This window comes from Pedobacter antarcticus, from assembly GCF_900103515.1.
In the GTDB taxonomy this organism is placed as follows: domain Bacteria; phylum Bacteroidota; class Bacteroidia; order Sphingobacteriales; family Sphingobacteriaceae; genus Pedobacter; species Pedobacter antarcticus.
Genome location: NZ_FNGZ01000010.1, coordinates 44,860 through 68,669, shown reverse-complemented (window position 1 = coordinate 68,669; position 23,810 = coordinate 44,860). Strand labels below are relative to the sequence as shown.

The 23,810-nt window shown below is 41.1% G+C and carries 21 protein-coding genes; 13 read left to right on the top strand and 8 right to left on the bottom strand.

Annotated elements, in window-relative coordinates:
- The first annotated feature begins 16 nt into the window (after positions 1-16).
- The 5 genes from BLR53_RS16550 (at position 17) to BLR53_RS16530 (ending at position 5,309) form a co-directional block, all read left to right on the top strand.
- Entirely contained in the window at positions 17-184 is a 168-nt protein-coding gene (locus BLR53_RS16550; RefSeq protein ID WP_070808179.1) for a DUF4295 domain-containing protein, read from the top strand.
- A gap of 72 nt (positions 185-256) precedes the next feature.
- Complete coding sequence (ftsY, locus tag BLR53_RS16545) at positions 257-1,219, top strand: signal recognition particle-docking protein FtsY (RefSeq protein WP_037437635.1); 963 nt, start codon at positions 257-259, stop codon at positions 1,217-1,219.
- Positions 1,220-1,248: 29 nt separating this feature from the next.
- Entirely contained in the window at positions 1,249-2,583 is a 1,335-nt protein-coding gene (gene rimO / locus BLR53_RS16540) for a 30S ribosomal protein S12 methylthiotransferase RimO (RefSeq protein WP_074591309.1), read from the top strand.
- A gap of 46 nt (positions 2,584-2,629) precedes the next feature.
- Positions 2,630-4,216, top strand: a complete 1,587-nt coding sequence (gene bshC / locus BLR53_RS16535; protein WP_074591307.1) for a bacillithiol biosynthesis cysteine-adding enzyme BshC — start codon at positions 2,630-2,632, stop codon at positions 4,214-4,216.
- Between the two features lie 7 nt (positions 4,217-4,223).
- Complete coding sequence (locus BLR53_RS16530; RefSeq protein ID WP_074591305.1) at positions 4,224-5,309, top strand: Ldh family oxidoreductase; 1,086 nt, start codon at positions 4,224-4,226, stop codon at positions 5,307-5,309.
- Between the two features lie 87 nt (positions 5,310-5,396).
- Here the strand turns inward: BLR53_RS16530 and lepB are convergent, their stop codons facing one another.
- The 5 genes from lepB to BLR53_RS16505 are packed head-to-tail and all read right to left on the bottom strand — an operon-like array spanning position 5,397 to position 9,722.
- A complete protein-coding gene (gene lepB, locus BLR53_RS16525) occupies positions 5,397-6,593 on the bottom strand; it encodes a signal peptidase I (protein WP_037437860.1) in 1,197 nt (398 codons plus the stop codon).
- Between the two features lie 9 nt (positions 6,594-6,602).
- Entirely contained in the window at positions 6,603-7,343 is a 741-nt protein-coding gene (gene dapB, locus BLR53_RS16520; RefSeq protein ID WP_037437861.1) for a 4-hydroxy-tetrahydrodipicolinate reductase, read from the bottom strand.
- Positions 7,344-7,370: 27 nt separating this feature from the next.
- A complete protein-coding gene (locus tag BLR53_RS16515) occupies positions 7,371-7,991 on the bottom strand; it encodes a DUF5683 domain-containing protein (RefSeq protein WP_074591303.1) in 621 nt (206 codons plus the stop codon).
- Entirely contained in the window at positions 7,991-8,908 is a 918-nt protein-coding gene (locus tag BLR53_RS16510) for a ParB/RepB/Spo0J family partition protein (protein WP_037437863.1), read from the bottom strand. The genes BLR53_RS16515 and BLR53_RS16510 overlap by 1 nt, the downstream gene beginning before the upstream one ends.
- 10 nt (positions 8,909-8,918) lie before the next feature.
- Positions 8,919-9,722: a ParA family protein gene (locus BLR53_RS16505; protein WP_037437864.1), complete on the bottom strand. Its 804-nt coding sequence runs from the start codon at positions 9,720-9,722 to the stop codon at positions 8,919-8,921.
- Between the two features lie 179 nt (positions 9,723-9,901).
- Here BLR53_RS16505 and BLR53_RS16500 point away from each other — a divergent pair, with 179 nt between their 5' ends.
- Complete coding sequence (locus BLR53_RS16500; RefSeq protein ID WP_037437865.1) at positions 9,902-10,423, top strand: NADPH-dependent FMN reductase; 522 nt, start codon at positions 9,902-9,904, stop codon at positions 10,421-10,423.
- A 9-nt stretch (positions 10,424-10,432) separates the two neighbouring features.
- Here the strand turns inward: BLR53_RS16500 and BLR53_RS16495 are convergent, their stop codons facing one another.
- The 3 genes from BLR53_RS16495 to leuS all read right to left on the bottom strand — a co-directional run bounded on the left by BLR53_RS16495 (position 10,433) and on the right by leuS (position 16,406).
- Positions 10,433-10,888, bottom strand: a complete 456-nt coding sequence (locus BLR53_RS16495; RefSeq protein WP_074591301.1) for a hypothetical protein — start codon at positions 10,886-10,888, stop codon at positions 10,433-10,435.
- A 96-nt stretch (positions 10,889-10,984) separates the two neighbouring features.
- Positions 10,985-13,402 carry a TonB-dependent receptor gene (locus BLR53_RS16490; protein ID WP_074591298.1) on the bottom strand — a complete coding sequence of 806 codons (2,418 nt, stop codon included), beginning with the start codon at positions 13,400-13,402 and terminating at the stop codon, positions 10,985-10,987.
- 205 nt (positions 13,403-13,607) lie between these two features.
- On the bottom strand, positions 13,608-16,406 hold the full coding sequence (leuS, locus tag BLR53_RS16485) for a leucine--tRNA ligase (RefSeq protein ID WP_074591366.1): 2,799 nt from the start codon (positions 16,404-16,406) through the stop codon (positions 13,608-13,610).
- Between the two features lie 212 nt (positions 16,407-16,618).
- Between leuS and BLR53_RS16480 the strand changes: the two genes are divergently transcribed.
- The 7 genes from BLR53_RS16480 to BLR53_RS16445 all read left to right on the top strand — a co-directional run bounded on the left by BLR53_RS16480 (position 16,619) and on the right by BLR53_RS16445 (position 23,806).
- On the top strand, positions 16,619-17,497 hold the full coding sequence (locus tag BLR53_RS16480) for a cell division protein FtsX (protein ID WP_037437868.1): 879 nt from the start codon (positions 16,619-16,621) through the stop codon (positions 17,495-17,497).
- A complete protein-coding gene (locus tag BLR53_RS16475; protein ID WP_037437869.1) occupies positions 17,497-17,721 on the top strand; it encodes a DUF3098 domain-containing protein in 225 nt (74 codons plus the stop codon). The genes BLR53_RS16480 and BLR53_RS16475 overlap by 1 nt, the downstream gene beginning before the upstream one ends.
- A 6-nt stretch (positions 17,722-17,727) precedes the next feature.
- On the top strand, positions 17,728-18,522 hold the full coding sequence (locus BLR53_RS16470; RefSeq protein ID WP_074591295.1) for an undecaprenyl-diphosphate phosphatase: 795 nt from the start codon (positions 17,728-17,730) through the stop codon (positions 18,520-18,522).
- 33 nt (positions 18,523-18,555) lie between these two features.
- On the top strand, positions 18,556-19,296 hold the full coding sequence (truB, locus tag BLR53_RS16465) for a tRNA pseudouridine(55) synthase TruB (RefSeq protein ID WP_037437872.1): 741 nt from the start codon (positions 18,556-18,558) through the stop codon (positions 19,294-19,296).
- A gap of 3 nt (positions 19,297-19,299) precedes the next feature.
- Positions 19,300-20,163 carry a YitT family protein gene (locus BLR53_RS16460; RefSeq protein WP_037437873.1) on the top strand — a complete coding sequence of 288 codons (864 nt, stop codon included), beginning with the start codon at positions 19,300-19,302 and terminating at the stop codon, positions 20,161-20,163.
- Between the two features lie 11 nt (positions 20,164-20,174).
- On the top strand, positions 20,175-21,119 hold the full coding sequence (locus BLR53_RS16455) for a bifunctional riboflavin kinase/FAD synthetase (RefSeq protein ID WP_037437874.1): 945 nt from the start codon (positions 20,175-20,177) through the stop codon (positions 21,117-21,119).
- A gap of 458 nt (positions 21,120-21,577) precedes the next feature.
- On the top strand, positions 21,578-23,806 hold the full coding sequence (locus BLR53_RS16445) for a monovalent cation:proton antiporter family protein (RefSeq protein WP_074591292.1): 2,229 nt from the start codon (positions 21,578-21,580) through the stop codon (positions 23,804-23,806).
- The last annotated feature ends 4 nt before the right edge of the window (positions 23,807-23,810 follow it).

Genomic DNA, 23,810 nt, shown 5'->3' with positions numbered 1-23,810 from the left:
ATAATCTATTTAGATCATGGCAAAAAAGGTAGTTGCGACCCTTAAGACGGGTAAAGGAAAAGAATATTCAAAAGTTATCACAATGACTAAATCACCAAAAACAGGTGCTTATTCTTTCAGTGAAGTTATCGTGCATAACGATCATGTTAAAGATGCTATTGCAGGAAATCAATCAGGCAAGTAATTTTAATATTTAATCATATTAAAGCCGTCCCTTCATTATGGGAGGGCTTTTTTTGTTTTCATCTACATTTATATGGGATTATTTGATTTTTTCAAGAAAAAGGAAACTGCACCTGAAGCTCAGGAAGCCCTGAGTAAAGGTTTAGAAAAAACTAAAGAAGGATTCCTAAGTAAACTCACCAAAGCAGTCGCCGGAAAAACGACTGTAGATGATGATGTACTAGATAATCTGGAAGAAGTTCTGGTTACTTCTGATGTTGGTGTTTCTACGACGCTTAAAATAATTGAGCGTATCCAACAGCGTGCAGCCCGGGACAAATACCTGTCTACTTCTGAACTGAACCACTTACTGAGAGATGAAATTCAACTCTTATTAGCTGAAAACAATAGTAATGATTTCCGTAAATTCGAATATGGAGATCATAAGCCATATGTAATTATGGTTGTCGGTGTAAACGGTGTGGGTAAAACTACTACTATTGGTAAACTGGCGCATAAACTGAAAGCCGAAGGACTTAAAGTTGTCCTGGGTGCAGCCGATACATTCCGTGCTGCAGCTGTGGAACAAATTAAATTATGGGGTCAGCGTGTCGACGTCAGAGTGGTTGCACAAGCAATGGGTTCAGATCCTGCTTCTGTTGCTTTTGATACTATTCAATCTGCTGTTGCCAATGGCGAAGATGTCGTAATCATAGATACCGCAGGGCGTTTGCATAATAAGATCGGCCTGATGAATGAATTAGGCAAGATCAAAAAGGTAATGGAAAAAGTAATTCCGGGCGCACCTCATGAAATATTGCTTGTGCTGGACGGCTCAACCGGTCAGAATGCATTTGAACAATGCAAGCAATTCACTGAAGCGACAGATGTAAATGCATTAGCCATCACTAAACTGGATGGTACTGCCAAAGGTGGTGTGGTTATCGGAATTTCAGATCAGTTTAAAATCCCCGTTAAATATATCGGCGTGGGTGAGGGTGTAAATGACCTTCAATTATTTGACAAAAAAGCTTTTGTGGACGGTCTTTTTAAATAGGCTCCTGAAAAGCATAGCTATAAAATATAATGAATACCAAAACAACTTCCAGGATCATCCCCCTGAAAAAACCTAAGATTAACGTAATTACACTGGGTTGTTCCAAAAACATTTACGATTCTGAAGTATTAATGGGTCAACTGAAAGGAAATAACCTCGATGTGGTTCATGAAGCCTCCACTATGGGTAAGGATGATATCGTAGTTATCAATACCTGCGGCTTTATCGATAATGCAAAACAGGAATCAATTGATACAATCCTTCAATACAGCCAGTTGAAAGAAGCTGGAAAGTTAAGTAAGGTTATTGTAACCGGATGTCTTTCTGAACGTTACAAACCAGAATTAGAATCGGAAATTACTAATGTCGATGCTTTTTTTGGTACAAATGACCTGCAGAACATTCTACATTCATTAGGTGCAAATTACAAACATGAACTAATTGGTGAGCGTTTACTCACGACGCCTTCACACTTCGCCTATTTCAAAATTGCAGAAGGCTGTAACCGCCCCTGCTCTTTCTGCGCAATTCCGCTGATGCGTGGTAAACATGTATCAACCGATATAGAAGCCTTGGTTAAGGAAGCTAAAATCCTTGCAGCCAATGGAACGAAAGAACTGATCCTTATTGCACAGGATTTAACTTATTACGGTCTTGACATATACGGTAAAAGAAACCTTGATGAATTATTGAGAAGACTGTCCGATATCAATGGTATCGAATGGATAAGATTACAATATGCCTATCCTTCTGGTTTCCCAATGGAAATTCTGGATGTGATGAACGAAAGGGAAAATATCTGTAACTACCTGGATATGCCTTTACAGCATATTACTGATCCGATGCTAAAATCGATGAGACGTGGTATCACTAAACAAAAAACTATTGATATCGTGAATCAGATCCGTGATAAGGTGCCTAATATCGCTATGCGTACCACATTAATCTGTGGCTATCCTGGCGAAACGGAACAGGATTTTGAAGAGATGCTACGGTGGGTAGAAGATACCCGTTTTGACAGGTTAGGCTGCTTCACTTATTCACATGAGGAAAAAACTCACGCGCACCAGCTGGTAGACGATGTACCTGACGAGGTGAAACAGGAACGTGTGGATGCTATAATGGAATTACAACAAGGTATTTCGTATGAGATTAACCAGGATAAAATTGGTCAGACATTCAAAGTTCTGGTAGACCGCAAAGAAGGAGATTTCTTTATCGGGCGTACAGAATTTGATTCACCTGAAGTGGATAATGAGGTCTTGATCGATGCGACAACTGGTTATGCTGCCATTGGAAGCTTCGTTAATGTAGCTATCGACCGTGCTGAAGATTTCGATCTCTATGGACAAATTGTCAAATAAATGATGCAGGTGGAGAATTGCGGATTATTAACTTAATTTAGTGCCAATGCAGGCCAAGTACATCTCTTACCAACAAACAAATTCATTTTCAGGTATCGTTTTAGATTACTTGAATGAAGATCAGAAACTGGAGTCCTTTTATCAGTACGCTCCTACTATTGCCGGCTTTGAAAGAGCCATTGCGGAACGGAAATTTTCCGGTGACCGGGATCTTCTCGTTCGCTGCCTGCAGGAACAATACAAGGCAATTAACCCTGGAGCTGAAACGCTCCATCAAATAGAATTACTAGCTGATGACCGGACGTTTACTATAACAACAGGTCATCAGCTTAATATATTTACAGGCCCTCTTTATTTTATTTATAAGATCGTCACAGCCATAAATCTGGCTGCTGAACTGCAACAGCGTTTTCCGGATTACCGGTTTATACCGGTTTACTGGATGGCTACAGAAGACCACGATTTTGAAGAGATCAACCACCTTAGCCTGGAGGACAAAAAATTAAGCTGGGATACCGCAGCGGCCGGAGCTACTGGCAGGCTTGATACCAGTAGTCTTGCTGAGACTTTACTCGCCTACAAAGGTTACCTGGGTATTAGTGAAAATGGCACTGAATTAGCCGAATTTGCAGAACAGGCATATAGTGGTTCCCAATCACTTTCTGCAGCAACCCGTAAACTCGTTCACGCTTTATTTGGAAAGAAAGGTTTGATCTGTGTAGATGCAGATGACAGCAGGCTAAAGGCTCAGTTTGCACCTGTCATTTACAAAGACATTACCGGTGAGCATAGTTTTAAAAATATCAGTGAGCGTAATAGCGAACTGGAAAACCTAGGGTACAAACCTCAGGTAAATCCAAGGGAGATAAACTTCTTCTATATGGATGATAAATTGCGCGAACGTATTATCCTGGAAAACGGGCAATACCAGGTCATGCACACCGACCTCCGTTTTACGGAGGAAAGTCTGCTGGCCGAAATACAGGCACATCCGGAAAAGTTCAGCCCAAATGTGGTGATGCGCCCGCTTTATCAGGAAATAATCCTGCCTAATCTGGCTTATATTGGCGGCGGCGCTGAAGTGACCTACTGGTTACAGCTTAAATCTAATTTTGATTTTTTCCAGGTACCTTTCCCGGTGCTTGTGCTGAGAAACTCAGCATTAGTTATAGATAGCCGCGCCGCAAGAAAAATGCATATTCTGGGAATTGACCAGATTAGCCTGTTCCTAGATAATGAACAACTCAAAAACCAGTGGGTTAAAACCAATGTAGGTGATTCTTTATGTTTGGATGATGAACAACGTGCTATACGCGCAGTCTTCGACCAGATTAAATTGAATGCCTATAAAATAGATAAGACACTTTCTATGTCTGCTGATGGTGCAAAAACCAAAGCACTGAAACTGGTAACCAATCTAGAAAAGAAAATGCTGCGTGCAGAAAAACGCAGACATAATACTTCTCTGCTCCAAATTGACAAATTAAAGAACGATCTGTTTCCTTCCGGGGTATTGCAGGAAAGGGTTTTGAATATCGCACCTATGTATATCAACTATGGTGGTGATTTCATCGATAGTCTTTGTGCAACATTCAAGCCCCTGGATAAACAATTCACGATTCTATACGAATAATTCAAATATGGCTTTCCATACTTTCCCAGAACCGCATCTCCGTAATTTTACAAACCGGGTTTTTATAGCAATGGGTTGTCCGCCTGCTGATGCAGAGCTGGCTACCGATGTATTACTCCGCTCAGATCTGCGTGGTATCGACTCTCATGGTGTCGCGCGTTTAAGCGGTTATATCCGTTTATGGAAGAAGAACAGAATTAATGCTGTACCAAATATCCGGATTGTTCATGAAACACCGACCACGGCTACTGTAAATGGCGATGGAGGTCTCGGCCTTGTGGTAGCCCCTTTTGCGATGAAGATCGCCATAGAGAAAGCTAAAGTTTATGGTTCTGGCTGGGTTTCAGTAACTAATTCCAACCACTTCGGAATCGCAGGTTACCATGCACTACTGGCCGTAGAGCAGGATATGATTGGCATCAGTATGACTAATGCCAGCCCTCTGGTAGCACCTACCTATGCAAATGAACGTCTTTTAGGAACGAATCCAATGTGTTATGCTTTTCCTGCAGGAGATTACCCACCAGTTGTAATTGACATGGCGACAGCGGCAGCGGCCAATGGTAAATTAGAAATTGCACAGCGTGCACAACTACCCATTCCGGAAGGCTGGGCACAAGATAAAAATGGAGTTGGTTCTACCGACCCTAATGAATTAAAAGCTGGAGGGTCACTGTTGCCCCTGGGTAGCGATAAGGATCATGGCAGTCACAAAGGTTACGGACTGAGTGCTGCTGTAGATATTTTGAGTGCCGTTCTTTCGGGTGCGAGCTATGGTCCCTGGGTACCGCCTTTTGTATCTTTCCTGGAACCTCCTGCTGACCCTGTCGGTGAAGGAATCGGTCATTTTCTAGGGGCAATGCGCATAGACGGTTTCCGTCCTGCAGCTGATTTTAAACATCATATGGATAACTGGATTACAAGGTTTAAAGCAGCAAAGACTATTGACCCGGATAAAAAAGTAATTATACCAGGCGAACCTGAATTCGCATTTGAACAGGAAAGAGCGGAACAAGGAATTCCTCTAATAGATGTAGTGGTTAATGATCTGAATGAACTGGCAGATCAGTTACAAATTCCACGCCTTTCTTAGAAATTCGTTATCCAGCATTATATATAACTTACAAAAAAGGCTCCTGTAAATTAATTTACAGGAGCCTTTTTTGTAAGTTGATTCCGTTTAGTGGATACTATGGAATAGTCTGTTCCATCTGATTTTGCTGAAGAAAGAACCATCTGTATCATAACTCATCCATACAAACAGTGCTTTTCCTACAATATGATCTTCCGGCACAAATCCCCAGTAACGTGAGTCCAATGAATTATGGCGGTTATCTCCCATCATCCAGTAATAATTCATTTTGAATGTATAACTATCCGCTTTCTGGCCATTGACTAACCATCCGTTTGCAGTTTTCTCAAGTTTATTACCTTCATAAACTGTAATCGCACGTTGATACATCGGAATAGTTGCACTGTCGAGCTTTACGGTCAGGCCTTCTTTTGGTATCAGTATCGGACCCCAGTTATCTGCATTCCAGTTCCTGTTGGGATCATGAGGAAATACGTTTTCTTCTTTAACACCTGGTTCTGCAGTTCTTACTTTCACTGAAGTTACAAAGTCAAGCTTTCCTACTTTCGCCATCATTTCCGGAGTTCCAAGGAAATTATAGGTATCATCTGAAAGCCCCATAATATCGCGTTGTATTTTGAACCCCATTTCTTCGAAAACCTGGAAGTTAACATCGCTGGTTTTAAATTTAACCAAATAGTCAATCTGACCTGTATTTTCCATTGGTACCGGTTTTCCATTCACAGAAACCAATCCGTCTTTCATAGTGAGAACGTCACCTGCAATACCTATACAACGTTTAATATAGTTCTCCCTTTTATCTACAGGACGGCTGATAATAGTATATGCATTATGTACGGCTTCTCTTCCGTTGGCCCTAACCATATCATAATAATCTCTGTCTTGTGCTTCGACAGCTACAGTATCACCGTCAGGAAAATTAAATACGACTACGTCATTTCTTTTAATATCCTGAAGTCCGGGTAATCTTCTGTATTTCCATTGAATACCGTCATAATAGGCTTTCGTGCCCGTTACAGGCATAGTATGGTGCGCAAAAGGAAAAGCGACAGGCGTCATCGGAATTCTCGCGCCGTAATTCACTTTACTTACGAAAAGGAAGTCACCGATTAGTAATGACCGCTCCATTGAACCGGTAGGTATGGTATAAGCTTCAATAAAGAATACTCTGATGACAGTAGCAGCGACTACCGCAAATATTACCGCGTCTGCCCACTCCCGGCTTTTAGTCTTTTTCTTCTTGCTTGCTGTTTCTTTATTTTTTTGCCAGAACTTCCAATTCATATCTTATTGTTATTTAAAATTAAATATATCGGCTATATTGAAAAAGCCTTGTTTATGCTGCAGCCACTCCGCAGCAACCACTGCGCCTAATGCAAACCCAGCCCGGTTATGCGCGGTATGTTTGATCTCAATCTCATCAACCTCCGAACTGTAGATAACCGTATGTGTTCCTGGTACATTTTCAATTCGCTCAGAGGCTATCAGTAGCTGATCTGCTTTAAGCACATCGCCACTAACTGAACCATCCAGCTCATTCAACCATTCATTTTTTCTATCGAGTTGTTCAATAATTCCTTCTGCCAGCGTCATTGCCGTTCCACTTGGAGAATCCAGTTTTTGGGTATGATGAATTTCTTCTACCTGCACATCATATGCAGGATAGTTGTTCATCACTTTTGCAAGAACCTCATTAATATGAAAGAATAAATTAACACCTATACTGAAGTTTGACCCATAAAGTAAACTATTGTTACGGCTAAGGCACTCATTTTTTATTTCCTGTAACTGACCGTACCATCCTGTGGTACCAACTACTAATGGAACGTTCGCGTCGAAGCACATGTAAATGTTATTTATCGCTGCATCGGGCGTACTGAAATCGATCGCAACATCGGCCTTCTTCAGGTTAGCAGCAGTTAGGTCTTCCTGGTTGTCTACACTGATTTTCAGGACAATCTCATGTCCTCTTTCTATCGCAAAACGTTCAATAATCTGACCCATTTTACCATAACCGATTAATGCAATATTCATGTGTTGTTATTTTAAGATTTAGAAGCTTTATAGTCTGATGGCTAATTTTAATGCGGGGGTGAAGGTATTGTTATAGCCATACATGGAACCCGAACCGATTACCGTTGGGGAAATCTTCAATGCCAGGTTATTACCTATATCGAAGTATTTAAGTCTTGCATCTACATAAGCTTCGATGATATTTACTGCGTAAAGCGCTCCAATTGAAAAGATGACCACCTCACGGTTTCGTCTGTAAATATCTTTAGCAGCACGCAGCCCCTCGGTGGTGTACCTTTGCAGCGAGCCATCGGGATCCGGGTCATCATTGTTTTCCAGGCGATACTGGAGTTCTTTCAAGTAAACTTTATATTGTCTGTTATTGTCCATATAGGACATTACCAGAACAGCACCACCGGCATAGATTGCAGCGATTTTGATACCGCGGTAGACGTTCAGTCCATTTCCATACTGTCCCCATCCTGGTAACACTGCAGACCTGAAAATCGCTTTCCTTCCAGCCAGCTTACCTGGATTTACATACTTAGCTGTATCTGCCGGGGCCGGGGTACGTTTAAGCGTATCACCTTTAACGGTAAAACCCTCCTGCGCATAGCACGCATTGATTGCCAGCAAAAAGCTTATGGTTAATAATATATTTTTAAGCATTACCAGTCTAATAATTCCAGGATTCTGCTCAGATCGTCATCGGATACAAACGGTATTTCAATGGCACCTTTACCATTCTCCCCTACTTTGAGTTTCACTTTGGATGCGAAGCGCGATGCCAGATCTTTCTGCAGTTTCTGATATTCAAATGAAACTCCCGCAGCCTGTTTACCAGGCTTAGGCTTTATTTGTAAAGTATCGATACTTCGAACCAGTTCTTCAACCTTTCTTACGGACAGCCCTTTATCCAAAATTTCCTGATGAATAAATAATTGTTTTTCAGTATCCTCTACACTTATCAGTGCACGGGCATGTCCCATTGATATTTTTTGGTCACGGATAGAGATCTGAATTGCAGGAGGTAATTTCAAAAGGCGCAGGTAGTTGGTTACTGTAGACCTGTTCTTGCCTACGCGTTCTCCAAGTTGTTCCTGCTTAAGGTTACATTCTTCCAGCATACGCTGAAAACTTAAAGCTACTTCTATCGCATTGAGGTTTTCACGTTGTATATTTTCAATCAGCGCCATTTCCAGCATCTGCTGGTCGTCAGCTTTCCTGATATACGCAGGGATCTCTGTCAGTCCGGCTATTTTAGTAGCCCGCAGACGTCTTTCTCCAGCGATAAGCTCATAGCCGCCCTGTTGAGTTTTACGCACTGTGATCGGCTGAATAAGACCTTGTATCCGAATAGAATCGGCAAGTTCATTTAATGCAACTTCGTCAAATGCTGTTCTTGGCTGATATGGATTGGTTGATATCTCCTTCAAAGGAATCATTCCGATAGGACCTGTCTGTGTCTTCTGTTCCGTTTCACTAACCTGATTGATCTCGTTTCTGGGTGGATGCGAAGCATCACTATCATCCAAAAGCGCACTTAATCCTCTTCCTAATCCTGTTTTTCGCTGAAAAGATGTCATTCAATAAAATTTAAATGTTTGCAGAACTCACATCCCGGATCTCTTTAACAAGTCCGTTCTTGCGGACAATTTCGCGGGCAAGGTTCAGATAATTGATCGCTCCCTTACAATTAGCATCATGCATAATTACTGACACGCCATAACTCGGGGCTTCACTTAAGCGGGTGTTTCTCTGTATAATGGTTTCAAATACCAGATCCTGAAAGTGCGTTCTGACTTCTTCCACAACCTGATTGGACAGACGCAGTCTGACGTCATACATCGTTAACAGAATACCTTCAATCTCCAGGGCAGTATTTAACCTGTTCTGTACAATCTTTATTGTATTTAATAATTTACCCAATCCTTCTAATGCAAAATACTCGCATTGAACAGGAATAATTACAGAATCGGCAGCAGTAAGCGCATTTATAGTAATCAGACCGAGTGAAGGGGAACAATCGATAATAATAAAATCGTACTGATCTTTAACTTTTTCCAGTACTGCTTTCATTTTATACTCCCGGTTGGTCAGATTGATCATCTCAATCTCAGCGCCGACAAGGTCGATATGAGCAGGTAACAGATCCAAATTAGGAGTTTCTGTTTTCTGAATAGCTTCAGCAGGTTCTATATCATTGATAATGCATTCATAGATGCTATTTTTAATACTTCTGGGATCGAATCCAATACCAGAGGTGGAGTTGGCCTGAGGATCGGCATCAACTAACAAAGTTCTGTACTCTAAAACGGCGAGGCTGGCAGCTAAATTGATGGATGACGTTGTTTTACCGACACCACCTTTCTGGTTGGCCAATGCAATAATTTTACTCATTTATCTTCTTAATAATTATCAATTATTTTCTGAGAATTTGTCTATTAGATTGTTCCTGTAAAAAACGCTATTATTGCCTATATTTAGGCGCTTTTTAACAATTAGCTAAGATACAAACTAAATAACAATATTAGTGTTAAACCAATAAGTGTTTTGAACATCTTATTAACAATCCATACATGATTACTATCGTTTCCGGCACGAACAGACCTGGTAGCAATACGCTCAAAGTCGCAAAATATTATCAGCAGGCAATGGCAGACAGAGGAATAAGCAGCAATTTACTCAGTCTGGATTTACTCCCCGACAATATCATCCAAACAGACCTTTACGGAAAACGTTCTCCTGCATTTAAATCGACCCTGGAGCTCGTTAATCAAACTGAAAAATTCGTATTTATTATTCCTGAATATAATGGTAGTTTCCCTGGCGTACTTAAGGTTTTTATTGACGCCTGTGAATTTCCTGCCAGCTTTTACGATAAAAAATGCTGTCTCGTTGGCATCTCATCGGGCAAATATGGAAACATACGTGGTATAGATCATTTTGGTGGCGTTTGCAGTTATCTGCACCTGAATGTAATGCCGCTCCGTCTGCATATTCCAGCAATAAAAACGGAACTGAATGAGCACAATACCTTCTTTAGGGAAGATACCCTTAAATTTACAACCGAACAGATCGAGAAATTTATACTGTATTAGCCCTAGATTTTAAACTGCAAATGACATCCAGGTTTCCCCCTCGTTTCCGAAAATGAAATACCCTGGATAAAGGATTTCAGCTATATCTTCAAAAGCATCTACCAAGGACTGAGGATCGCTGAACGCAGCAGTGGCATCTTCCAAAAGATAAACTTTATTATATTCTACTGCCGGCCATTCTTTCTGCAGCAACTGCGGAACCTGGCCCATCATTTCAGGGATACCTGTATTTGGCTGATGATAAATAAGAATCCGGGCCTGCAGGGGATCGTCTTGCACTGAACAACCAGCTGCTTCCAGCAATTGCTTAAGTACATAATCGGCCTGATTATCCAGATTCAAGCAAATTACCGGCACCGGCTCCATAAATTTAATCTTATGCAAGATGATATCTACCCTTTCCTGTAAATATTCCTGGATACTCTCATCTCCGACACTATTAATCACTGCAGTTAAAAAGGACATAATTTGCGTTTTCTTGCCGCAAAAGTAACGAAAGCGGGCCGAATAAAAAAAGGCTGCCTTTAAAAGGCAGCCTTCGTCAATCTGTATAGAAATATTTTATTGCTGGATACCACCGCCCATACCGCCGCCGGTTTCTCCTTGCTTAAGGTCATCATTATTTATCCCTTTTTTCTTTTTAGTTGATGGGTTGAAATTCATTTTACCGAATTTATAACTGAAGTTCACCCCAAAAGAACGCAGTGGGTAATAGACGTTTGTGCTTTGAAGGAACTGCGGGCCGCTGTTTTCAGTACGGATATGTAGATCTCTGGAGAATACATTCAGCACGTTGATACCAACAGTGGCTTTCTTTTTCATAATATCTTTCTTGAATGCACCACCGTAGAATACCATTGCTCCTGTTTCACCCTGGAAAGTTCTTTTTGCGGCATTATAAACCGCGAAGATCTCTGTATTCCAACCTCCTTTAAAGGATATTGCAGAACGACCAAACACTGTATAATTTACGAAAAGATCAGTACTCACTTTAGTTTGAGAATTGGTGAGCTTATAAGTATTCATACTGAAATTACCCATCAGCGTCCATTTTGGCAACGGATTATAAGAGGCAAAGACGTTAGCCCCAAAAGATTCGTTTGTACCGATATTATAGTATGAAGTCAATTTTTGATTCGGATCGAAAAGACTCTCAATTACACCCCTTGTATTCCGGTAAAATACAGAAGCATTAATTACAGATCCTTTGATAAATGTAGAATAACCTAATTCAATCAGATCACTAATCTCAGGCGTCAGGTCGGGATTACCCTGACTTCTGTTTTCCGGATCGGCCTGGTTAAGGAACGGATTCAGGTAAAACAGACTCGGGCGCTGCATCCTTTTGTTATAGCTCAGCTTCAAAGTACTGTTTCCTTTCAGGGTTTTCGAAAGGATCGCACTTGGAAACAGGTTAAAATAGTTATTAGACGAATTAATTGCATTTCCGGATACACTGCTGATATCTGTGTATTCAGCGCGCAGGCCTCCTTTCAGATCGAGAGTTTTAGCTAGTTTAATATTCAGTACACCGTAAGCGGCACCAACATTCTGATTATAATCAAAGTCCTGGTTTGTATCTTCATATTTACTTCTGATGTTTCTGAAAATACCTTTCATTCCTGTCTCCAGTTTCAGATCTTTACTAAATGGATAAATGTAATCTGACTGAATCGTATATTCATTATTTTTACCGGTATTATTATCATCTTGTCTTTCTGAAATAGTTCCATCTGACGCCTCTCTGAAAGTATTATATCTGGCCGTATTCCTACCGAAACTTGCCTGTCCGGAAACAGTGAACTCCTCACCTTCTTTCTTTGATGTTCTTCTGTAATCGGCACTCCAGTCAATGTTACTGGAACCATTTTCATTATCTGTCGGACGACGATAAGTATCGGATGTAGCAGCTAATCTTTCCAGCACATCCATCACACCATTCGTTTTCATTGAAAACTCATTGTATTTGATATTGGTGGATAAACTGTTGTATCCGTTAATATCATAATCCAGTCCGGCGCTGCCGCTAAATCCATAGCGTTTGGCCTTTGTCGTTCCTATCTGTGAGATCGACCTGTCAGTTGCATAGTTATCATTTTGAATGATAACCCTTGTATCTTGCGGAATTGCATACTGGCCCCCGAAATTACTGTTAAATCCTAAACGTCCTTTTTTAGCATTTAAACCAAAATTTGCATTATTCTGTCTGGTGCCTCCTGCTATACTTGCATTTCCATTGATACCCTGAGCCGTCTTTTTCTTGGTGATAATGTTAATAATACCACCCGAGCCTTCTGCATCGTATTTTGCCGAAGGGCTGGTAATGACCTCAACGCTTTTAATTTCTTCGGCAGGAATCATCTTAAGCGCATCTGCTACACTATTAGACATCGTTCCGGAGGGCTTACCATTAATCAGGACTCTAACTGCAGAGCTTCCACGAAGTGATGGGTTTCCTTCTATATCAACGGTTACCATAGGAACTTTACGCATAACGTCCCCCGCATTTCCACCTGCAGTAGTTACGTCCTGCTCCGCGTTATATACAACCTTATCAATTTTATTCTCAATTAACGGCGTTGTCCCTACAATGGCAACTTCTTTTAAATTACTTTGAGTACCAGAAATAGCGATAGTTCCTGCATTAAGGTCTGGTTTACCGGCTGTAGTCTCGACATCAATCGTTTTACTTTTGTAGCCCATAAAGCCAATGCTCAGCTGATATTTATCTGGTGAGATATTTTGCAGAACAACTTTTCCCTTAGCATCCGTGATAGCACCATTCACGGATTTTTTGTCTTTAATACGAATTAGTGATACAGTGGCATAATCTATTGGTGTCTGTGTTAAGGAGTCGACAATAACTGCAGTAATTTTACCGGTGATAGTAGATTTTTGAGCACCTCCGAGGCCAAACTGAGCACTGGCTGTCTGCTGCATAACACCGAACATTAATAATAGGAGTAGAAATTTTTTCATGAATTGTTTTATAGTAGTTTTAGTTCTTATGGGTGATTAGTCTCTGCAAATCTATTTTTGTTACAGCTTCGGCGGAATATTTTCTATATAAATAACATTTATACGCCGGTAAACCGTCGTTTAAGACCGGTGAAAAAAAATGCCCCGGATATTTTCCAGGGCATTTTTTTTATAAAACGTGTACCGGTCAGGGTTTAAACCCGTCTCAGATAACGATGTTGACGATTCTTCCTTTTACAATAATTACCTTCTTAGGGGTCTTACCTTCAAGGTATTTTTGAACAGTTTCATCTGCCAATACCAGTTCCTCTATTTCAGCAGACTCCAGGGCGAGGCTCAAATTGAGATTTGTCCTGGTCTTTCCGTTAACAGAAACGGGATAACTAAATTCATCTTCCACCAGATACTCAGGTTTAAATTCTGGGTAAACTGCTCCGGAAAGGCTTTCGTTATTTCCTAAAAGAGACCAGAGCTCTTCTGTGATATGGGGCGCATAAGGACTTAACACTAATACTAATTCCTGTAAAATCGCTTTCTTATTACATTTAAGATCTGTCAGTTCATTTACTGCAATCATAAAGCTCGAAACAGAAGTATTGAAAGAAAAACGTTCAATATCTTCCTGTACTTTTTTAATGATTTTATGCAATGCTTTCCATTCTGCTTTTGTCGGTTCGGCATCACTGACACTAAACTCCCACTGATCATTATGGAACAGGCGCCAGAATTTTCTAAGGAATTTAAATACACCTTCTATTCCATTTGTGTTCCATGGTTTACTTTGCTCCAACGGTCCTAGGAACATTTCATACATCCGCAACGTGTCTGCTCCATAGCCGGCGATCAGCACGTCAGGATTAACAACATTGAATTTAGACTTAGACATCTTCTCGACTTCTACACCACAGATGTATTTTCCATTTTCCAGTATAAATTCGGCTTCTGCAAATTCAGGTCTGAATTCTTTAAACTTCGCAATATTCAGCACTTCATTTTCGACAATATTCACATCGACATGCAAAGCTGCTGTCTTATACTGATCTTTCAATCCATGGGAAACCAGCGTCTGCGTACCTCGTCCGTCTTCTGCGACTACACGGTAAACAAAATTACTTCTGCCCTGGATCATGCCCTGGTTAATTAACTTTTTGAAAGGTTCTTCTTCATTCACATGCCCAAGATCTTTCAGGAATTTATTCCAGAACCTGCTATATAATAAGTGTCCGGTTGCATGTTCAGCGCCGCCGATATATAAATCTACATCTTTCCAGTAAGCGATTGCATCTTCGGATGCGAAAGCATTTTCGTTCTGGTTATCCATATACCTGTACCAGTACCAGCTCGAACCTGCCCAGCCTGGCATCGTACTTAATTCATACTGATATTGCTTTTCGTAAGTCCATTCATGTGCACGGCCCAACGGTGGCTCACCGCTTTCTGTAGGCAGATATTTATCTACATCAGGAAGCAATAGAGGCAATTCGGCTTCCTTAATTAAATAAGGCAAGCCGTCTTTAAAGTAAACAGGAATAGGCTCACCCCAATATCTCTGTCTGCCAAAAATGGCATCGCGCATTCTATAGTTTATTTTTGCTTTACCAACCTGCATTTTCTCCAGCCACTCATTCAAGGTTGCCGTTGCTTCCTGATAATGCATGCCATTGATAAATCCAGAATTAACATACTTACCTTCTTTGGTTGAATCTGCCTGCAAGGTAATGTCCTGCTGCGCATCCAGAATCTGTATTACTGGCAGGTTAAAGTGCCTGGCGAATAACCAGTCCCGCTGATCACCACTCGGCACACCCATAACAGCTCCTGTTCCATAACCAGCAAGTACATAATCGGCGATCCACAGCTGCACTCTTTCTCCGCTAACAGGATTAATTACGTATGTACCTGTGAAGGCTCCCGAAACCGTTTTGGTATCAGCCATCCTGTCGAGTTCAGATTTTTTCTTGGTCTGCGCAATATATTGCTGTATTGCAGCTTCCTGTTCTGGTGTAGTTAATGCAGAAACGAGTTCGTGTTCGGGCGCAAGAACCAGATAAGAAACGCCAAATATAGTATCCACTCTTGTCGTAAAAACTTCAATCTGATCAGTAGGAAGTCCTGCTGGTGGGTTTTCTATTTTAAACCTTACACTGGCGCCAACGCTTTTGCCGATCCAGTTCCGCTGCATTTCTTTAATCGGTTCCGGCCAGTCAATGGTATTCAACCCTTGTAACAAACGTTCTGCATAAGCAGATATACGCATGCTCCACTGCATCATTTTCTTCTGTTCAACCGGATGCCCGCCCCTTTCAGAAAAACCTTCTTTAACTTCGTCATTAGCCAGCACCGTACCCAGTGCCGGACACCAGTTAACTGTAGATTCACGCAAATAAGTTAACCTGTATTTCAGGAGCTCTTTTTCCTGCTCTGTTTCACTTAACTCAGCCCAGTCGCCCGGTGCCAGATCCAAAATATCTTCGTCGGCCACAGCTTTAAGGCCAGCCGACCCTACAGTACTGATTTTCTCAATCAATAAACTGATGGGCTCAGCTTTATCCGTTTCCAGATTATACCAGGAATTAAACAACTGCATAAAAATCCACTGTGTCCAGCGGTAATAGTCAGGCTCACTGGTTCTCACTTCACGGCTCCAGTCGAAAGAAAAACCGATCTGATCCAGTTGCCTGCGGTAAGTATTAATATTTGTTTCGGTTGTCAGGGCGGGATGTTTACCTGTTTGAATGGCATATTGTTCTGCCGGCAGACCGAATGAGTCATAACCCATTGGGTGCAGGACATTAAAGCCTTTCAGCCTTTTGTATCTTGCAAAGATATCTGAAGCAATATAGCCTAGTGGATGACCAACGTGCAAACCCGCCCCGGATGGGTAAGGAAACATGTCTAGTACATAATATTTAGGCTTAGCAGAATCCTGCTCTGCTTTAAACGTTTGATGCGCAGCCCAGAAGCCTTGCCATTTCTGTTCTATTTCTTTAAATTGGTAATCCATTGCAGCTAATTCCTTTGTATTGGGCGAAAATAACAAATAAAGGCTAGATATACCAATACGGGTATTTTCCCCGTTTAAAAGTATATAATTTATTATTTTGCTTATATTTCCTATTTTCGCAAAACATATCCCTGAAAACCGGGACCAGTCTGCGAATGGCGGCAGGTATTTCAGGTTTAAAAACAGCTGTAAAATCATCAAACAATCGACACATGGAAGAATTTGAAGTTAGCGATGCTTCTAAGAAAACTAAAACCATATACATTTCTACGATCTTTAGTATCACGCTGGTACTGCTGATGTTAGGCGTTTTGGGACTGATCCTGGTTCACGCAAAAAACTTGTCTAATTATGTGAAGGAAAATATAGTACTGAATATAATTGTCGATGAAGGTGCTAAAGAAGCTGATGTCTTACAATTTCAGAAGGAGCTAAATGCAAATCCAGCGGTAAAACAAACGCAGTATGTAAACAAAGAGCTGGCGGCAAGGAACCTGACACAGGATCTGGGAGAAGATTTCGTAAATTTTCTTGGATATAATCCGCTACTTTCGACAGTAGATGTATATCTGAAAGCTGAGTATGCAAATATTCAGGGTATCGACACGCTGAAAGCCCAAATCGGAAAGAACCCGGTGGTAAAGGAAGTAATTTATCAGAGCTCATTAATTGAAATGGTAAATAAGAATATTAACACCATTGGTTTAATTATTCTGGCTTTTGCAGCTATCCTGCTGGTTATTTCTATCGCTTTAATTAACAATACCATCCGCCTGGCTATTTACTCACAGCGTTTTCTGATTAAAAGTATGCAGCTGGTTGGTGCTACTAAAAACTTTATCCGCAAGCCATTTATCTTGCTCGCAATGCTGCACGGCTTAATTGCTTCTATTATTGCAGTGACTTTGCTGATGGGTCTGTTATTCTATGCACAGCGTGAAATTCCGGAAATCGTAATTTTGAGAAATTATACTGAATTTGGTATAGTCCTGCTATTCCTGGTCGGAATAGGTATATTTATTACGGCTTTCAGCACTTCTTTTGCTGTCAGCAGATATTTACGATTAAAAACTTACGATCTTTACAGATAATGACAGAAAAAAGAACCGCTCCTGCAAGTCAGGATAGCAAAAACGAAATGGTTTTCACCAAAAAAAATTACCAACTACTGCTAATCAGTATTGCCATCGTTGTTGTGGGTTTCCTGCTGATGATCGGAACTACTGATATCTATGACGTTAGAAAAACGCTGATTGCACCAATGGTCGTTCTTTTCGGGTTCGGTTTTGGTATTTATGCCATCTTGAAAAAATAAGCTTACATGAACTTTCTTCAGACTATCATTCTCGCCGTTATCGAAGGCCTGACTGAGTTTTTACCGGTTTCATCTACCGGCCACATGATCATTGCCTCCTCTTTTATGGGTATCGCATCAGATCCTTTTGTAAAATTATTCACTATCGTGATTCAGCTCGGTGCTATTCTCTCTGTAGTGGTGCTTTATTTTAAGCGTTTCTTCAAAAGTCTTGATTTCTATTTTAAATTACTTGTTGCTTTTATACCAGCTGCCGTTTTCGGACTGCTGCTGAGTGATAAAATTGATGAACTGCTGGAAAGCCCTTTGACAGTAGCTGTTTCACTAGTTATCGGTGGTGTTATTTTGCTTTTTGTCGACAAATGGTTTAATAACCCTGTGATTGAACGCGAAGAGGACATAAATTACCTCACCGCTTTTAAAATCGGCTTCTTTCAATGCCTGGCTATGATTCCGGGTGTATCCAGGTCCGGTGCAAGTATCGTAGGCGGTATGTCCCTAAAGCTAAGCAGAAAAGCGGCAGCTGAATTCTCATTCTTTCTGGCTGTCCCAACGATGTTCGCAGCCACGGCAAAGAAACTTTTCGATTTTTACAAGGAAGGTCATACAATCACCACTCAGGAAATCCAACTGCTTGCAGTAGGAAATATTGTTGCATTCATAGTTGCCCTGCTAGCTATTAAAAGCTTTATCGGCTACCTGAATAAAAACGGATTCCGCATGTTTGGCTGGTACAGAATTATTGCAGGCCTGATTATTATTGCGCTTATTTACAGCGGACATAACCTGCAAATTATTTAATCCGTAAATTGCGGCTTTAATTACCATACCGTTTTGAGCGTACAAAAATTACAGGAGAGAACCTTCAATTTTGCAGAAGGTGAATTATTACTCATCAACAAGCCCTATAAATGGACTAGTTTTGATGTGGTCGGCAAAATCAGGAATTCTCTGAAACCGCTTAAACTAAAAGTTGGTCATGCGGGTACGCTAGATCCATTGGCTACCGGCCTGCTGATCTTATGCACCGGTAAACTGACTAAACAGATTGATACCTTTCAGTCGGAAGACAAGGAATATACCGGAACCATGGTTCTTGGTGCCACAACTCCTTCATTTGACATGGAAACAGAAGTCGACGCGGAATTTCCATTGGACGCATTGACTGAAGAGGCTATCTACGCTGCTGCTACTCCATTCACAGGTGATATACAACAATACCCTCCCGCCCACTCTGCTGTTAAAATAAACGGAGAAAGGCTATATGTAAAGGCGAGACGTGGTGAGGAACAGGAACTGCGATTGCGCAATGTAACTGTACATGTATTTGAAATTACACGGATTGCACTGCCTGAGGTAGATTTCAGAATTGCCTGCAGTAAGGGAACTTATATCCGTTCTCTAGTTTCAGATTTTGGAAGATTACTGAATAATGGTGCTTATCTATCTAAACTCACACGTACCCGCAGCGGAAGTTTCCTTCTTGAAGATGCCATAGAAGTTACTGATATGGTTTCTTACCTGAAGTTACAACGTGAACTCCATACCTTAAATTCTGCGGTTGCTAATAGCTAATTTATGCACAACCACCTGAAAAACAAATCACTCCGGCATCTTAAGGACTTTTTTCTTGTTGCATGCGGAATCATTTCTGCTTGTTTCGGATTAAAGAGTTTCCTGATGCCAAATGGTTTTATTGACGGTGGGGTAACTGGAATCTCCCTTTTGATCAGCACACTAACCGGGCTTAAGCTTTCTTACCTGATTATCCTCATCAATATTCCTTTTGTTATCCTTGGCTATCACCAGATTGGTAAAGCATTTGCAGTTAAGACCGCTTTTGCAATCGCCATACTAGCTACAATGCTCTTCCTGGTTCCTTTCCCGTCTATAACTCATGATAAATTGCTCATTGCATTTTTCGGCGGACTTTTTCTGGGTGGCGGTATAGGACTCGCCATGCGTGGTGGCTGTGTAATTGACGGAACAGAGGTTCTAGCGCTTTACATCAGTAAAAATAGCATGCTGACGGTTGGCAATATTATTCTCATCCTGAATATTCTCATTTTCGGTGTAGCCGCACTCTTTCTCGGTATAGAAACCGCGATGTATGCGATCCTTACTTATCTCTCTGCTTCGAAGACAGTAGATTTTGTTGTTAACGGCCTGGAACAATACATCGGCGTTACGATTATCTCAGAGAAAGCAGTAGAGATCAAACAGTTTCTGATCAATGATATGAAACGCGGCGTTACTGTTTACAAAGGCGAAGGTGGCTACGGTGAGCATAAAGAAATAGATATTCTGTATACTGTAATGACCAAACTGGAAATGGGTAAATTATCTTCGGAGATCCGCCAGATGGATCCGGATGCATTCATTGTCCAGCAACAAATTGCAGATATTAAAGGCGGAGTGGTCAAACGCCAGGCTTTGCATTAAATAATAAGATTGTGAAAATATATAATAACCTTGCTGAATTTAAGAGACTGGACCATGCAGTCGTAACTATTGGTACTTATGACGGTGTGCATTTTGGACACCGCAAAATTATCAGCAGGCTCTGTGATCTTGCCAAATCTAATGGTGGAGAAAGCGTAATCCTTACTTTCTTTCCACACCCAAGGCTTATTATCGATCCTGAAAATCAGGATCTCAAAATGATTAATACTATTGAGGAGAAAGCAGAAATGCTGGAAAAACTTGGTGTGGATCATTTGATTATTACCCCTTTCACGCGTGATTTCTCCAATCTCAGCCCAGATGAATATATCAGGGAGATTCTTGTGGATACTATAGGCTTAAAAAATCTGATTGTAGGTTATGACCACCGTTTTGGTAAAAACAGGAGCGGAGGTATGAAGGAATTGCTGGAAAGTGCGTCCAAACTTGGCTTTGAAGTGGAACAGATAGATGAACAGGATATCAACGATGTTGCAGTTAGTTCTACAAAAATCAGAGAGTCTCTGTTAAATGGAAATGTTGCACTTGCTGCGACTTATCTCGGCTATCCGTTTTCGCTGTACGGCCCTGTGATTAAAGGCGATAAAATAGGTCGCACAATTGGATTTCCAACTGCAAATATATTTATTGAACAGGCTTATAAACTAATTCCTTCGGATGGCATTTATGCGGTAACGATTTCTATGGAAAACCAAAATTACCGGGGTATGGCGTATATCGGTCAGCGTCCGACGATCAATGGAATGACGCGTAATATAGAAGTCAATATATTTGATTTCGACAGGGAGATCTATGGTCAGTATATCAAAATGAACTTTATGGAATTCCTGAGGCACGACGTCAAGTTCACTGGTCTTGAAGCACTTAAGATCCAATTACAAAAAGACAAGGAAGACACCATATCTTATTTTGAAAAGATAGATAATTCCATATAACTATCTGTTTCCCGTTCAAAAACCACCTTATTTTTGTATATTTACAACAATGAGATCGATTTTAACGGTTTTTTTTCTGCTGCTCATATTCAATTCCTGCTATGCCAGGGAGCTTGAATCGGATGCTGCTGTTTCGGTCTCTCAACACCATATAACGCCAAAGATAATCTCAAAATTCAGAATGGATTCTAATTCTGAAAGCAAACACCTTTTTCGTCTAAACAACACTGAGCACAGGACTCTTAACCGGATCCAGTTCAGCCAGTTCTCACCTGCCAGCATGCGCCTTTTTGATGCGGGTGCTATTAAGTATCTACGGGCATTTAGCAGCCGTATATATATTGGCGATCCAGCATTAAATTATAAATTCATATTTCATCTGCTCTACCCCAAACACGTCTTTTGGTAGCTTCCGTGATGCTTATCTTAAATTTCACACACAAATATGATCCTTTTATATGCTGCATTTACCTGTTTTAATTACCGATCTGGGCCTGATTCTCGCTGCTGCAGGAATCACAACTTTACTTTTTAAAAAAATCAAACAACCATTAGTTCTTGGCTACATTCTGGCCGGACTGCTGGTAGGACCACATATTAACTTTATCCCTACTGTCACTGACAATGAAAGTATCCATATCTGGGCAGAAATAGGTGTAATCTTCCTATTGTTCAGTCTGGGACTAGAGTTCAGTTTCAAGAAACTGGTTAAAGTCGGAGGCTCCGCTTCCATCACAGCGGTTGTGGAAGTCTTCTTCATGCTGCTGATTGGATTTGTGGCCGGAAAGGCCATGGGATGGACCACAATGGACAGTATTTTCCTCGGCGGTATTCTTTCGGTCTCTTCGACAACAATTATTATCCGGGCTTTTGAAGAGCTGGGGGTAAAACATAAGAAATTTGCAGGTCTGGTATTCGGCGTACTGATTGTAGAAGATCTGGTTGCGATTTTACTGCTGGTTCTGCTATCTACACTAGCTGTGAGTCAGCAATTCGCAGGAACGGAAATGTTCCTGTCGATTCTTAAATTATGTTTCTTTCTAATCCTCTGGTTTATTGGCGGTATTTTTCTGGTGCCTACTTTCCTGAAAGCAACTAAGAAATTGATGAACGATGAGACCATGCTCATTGTGTCTATTGCCCTCTGCCTGATTATGGTTATGCTGGCGGTAAAGGTCGGCTTCTCTCCCGCCCTGGGCGCATTTATTATGGGTTCCATCCTTGCTGAAACTACGCAAGCTGAAAAAATCGAACATCTGACTAAATCTGTTAAGGATCTATTCGCTGCAATTTTCTTCGTGTCTGTAGGGATGATGATAGACCCTGGAATTTTACTGGATTATGCGGTTCCAATTCTGGTTATTACCCTGGCTACTATTCTTGGTAAATTCATGAGCTCCGGACTTGGTGCGCTGGTATCAGGACAGCCGCTGAAAACGTCGGTACAAACGGGTATGAGTCTTGCCCAAATAGGAGAATTCTCGTTTATCATCGCCACATTAGGAGTAACGCTTAAAGTTACCAGTGATTTTCTTTATCCGATCGCTGTTGCAGTATCTGCAATTACCACATTCACAACTCCCTATCTGATTAAGGCATCAGAGCCATTCTATCTTTTTTTGGAAAGAATAATGCCTAAGAAATGGCTTGATGCGCTCAACCGTTACAGTTCAAGTACGGCAGGTATTACCACCATGAGCGATTGGAGAGTCCTTCTCCGTGCTTATACTTTTAACACGATCATTCACCTGGTTATTCTAGTTGCAATTATTTTTATCGGCTCAAGGTATCTGCAGCCATTCATCACTGAAAATATTATCAACGGAAATAACGGGACAATGATCAGCCTGATTTTAACATTTATCCTTACTGCGCCATTTTTATGGGCTCTGGCCTTACGCAGAATTGAGCGTAAAGCACATTCTCATCTCTGGTTGAATAAAAAATACACGAGAGGTCCGCTGGTTGCACTGGAAGTGCTGCGTATTGCATTAGCAATCTTTGCTGTGGGCTTTCTGATCTTCCAGTTCTATAATACCCTGGTTGCCCTGGGAATCGCATTTGGCCTGATTGTTCTGGGCATGTATTTCTTTTCCAGGAAGCTGCAGCAGTTCTACGACAGGCTCGAAAATCGTTTCCTGCACAACCTGAATGCACGTGAGGAACTGCAAAAACAACCTGAAATCCTGCCATGGGACACTCACTTAACAGAATTGAGTATCTCCCCTGATTCTCCGTTAGTAGGAAAATCTCTGATAGAGCTTGCCGTGAGAGAGAAATACGGTGTCAATATCGCCATGATTGAAAGGGGTCACAGAATGATTCCTACTCCTGGCAGGGATGAAAGGCTTTACCCAAATGACAAAGTCATGCTGATTGGTACTGATGATCAGCTAGCGGCGATTACCGAATTGTTCAAAGGTATCACAGATGAAAATCAGGAAACCAGTTTCCCGAAGAAGGATATGACGCTGCAGAAAGTCGTAATTACGAGTTCTTCGCCGGTTTATAACCAAAGTATCCGTGAATCTGGTATAAGGGAGAAAACACAGGGGCTTGTTGTCGGTATTGAAAGAAACGGTGTACGTATCCTCAACCCGGATTCCAATCTCGTCTTTGAAAATGAGGACATTGTCTGGATTGTAGGTAATACAAAGAAAATACCCGATCTGCTCAAAAAAACATAATGAA

What these genes read in the sequence shown, in the direction of transcription:
- BLR53_RS16550 (WP_070808179.1), top strand. Translation starts at nt 17, where the DNA reads ATGGCAAAAAAGGTAGTTGCGACCCTTAAGACGGGTAAAGGAAAAGAA.
- ftsY (WP_037437635.1), top strand. Translation starts at nt 257, where the DNA reads ATGGGATTATTTGATTTTTTCAAGAAAAAGGAAACTGCACCTGAAGCT.
- rimO (WP_074591309.1), top strand. Translation starts at nt 1,249, where the DNA reads ATGAATACCAAAACAACTTCCAGGATCATCCCCCTGAAAAAACCTAAG.
- bshC (WP_074591307.1), top strand. Translation starts at nt 2,630, where the DNA reads ATGCAGGCCAAGTACATCTCTTACCAACAAACAAATTCATTTTCAGGT.
- BLR53_RS16530 (WP_074591305.1), top strand. Translation starts at nt 4,224, where the DNA reads ATGGCTTTCCATACTTTCCCAGAACCGCATCTCCGTAATTTTACAAAC.
- lepB (WP_037437860.1), bottom strand. Translation starts at nt 6,593, where the DNA reads ATGAATTGGAAGTTCTGGCAAAAAAATAAAGAAACAGCAAGCAAGAAG.
- dapB (WP_037437861.1), bottom strand. Translation starts at nt 7,343, where the DNA reads ATGAATATTGCATTAATCGGTTATGGTAAAATGGGTCAGATTATTGAA.
- BLR53_RS16515 (WP_074591303.1), bottom strand. Translation starts at nt 7,991, where the DNA reads ATGCTTAAAAATATATTATTAACCATAAGCTTTTTGCTGGCAATCAAT.
- BLR53_RS16510 (WP_037437863.1), bottom strand. Translation starts at nt 8,908, where the DNA reads ATGACATCTTTTCAGCGAAAAACAGGATTAGGAAGAGGATTAAGTGCG.
- BLR53_RS16505 (WP_037437864.1), bottom strand. Translation starts at nt 9,722, where the DNA reads ATGAGTAAAATTATTGCATTGGCCAACCAGAAAGGTGGTGTCGGTAAA.
- BLR53_RS16500 (WP_037437865.1), top strand. Translation starts at nt 9,902, where the DNA reads ATGATTACTATCGTTTCCGGCACGAACAGACCTGGTAGCAATACGCTC.
- BLR53_RS16495 (WP_074591301.1), bottom strand. Translation starts at nt 10,888, where the DNA reads ATGTCCTTTTTAACTGCAGTGATTAATAGTGTCGGAGATGAGAGTATC.
- BLR53_RS16490 (WP_074591298.1), bottom strand. Translation starts at nt 13,402, where the DNA reads ATGAAAAAATTTCTACTCCTATTATTAATGTTCGGTGTTATGCAGCAG.
- leuS (WP_074591366.1), bottom strand. Translation starts at nt 16,406, where the DNA reads ATGGATTACCAATTTAAAGAAATAGAACAGAAATGGCAAGGCTTCTGG.
- BLR53_RS16480 (WP_037437868.1), top strand. Translation starts at nt 16,619, where the DNA reads ATGGAAGAATTTGAAGTTAGCGATGCTTCTAAGAAAACTAAAACCATA.
- BLR53_RS16475 (WP_037437869.1), top strand. Translation starts at nt 17,497, where the DNA reads ATGACAGAAAAAAGAACCGCTCCTGCAAGTCAGGATAGCAAAAACGAA.
- BLR53_RS16470 (WP_074591295.1), top strand. Translation starts at nt 17,728, where the DNA reads ATGAACTTTCTTCAGACTATCATTCTCGCCGTTATCGAAGGCCTGACT.
- BLR53_RS16460 (WP_037437873.1), top strand. Translation starts at nt 19,300, where the DNA reads ATGCACAACCACCTGAAAAACAAATCACTCCGGCATCTTAAGGACTTT.
- BLR53_RS16445 (WP_074591292.1), top strand. Translation starts at nt 21,578, where the DNA reads ATGCTGCATTTACCTGTTTTAATTACCGATCTGGGCCTGATTCTCGCT.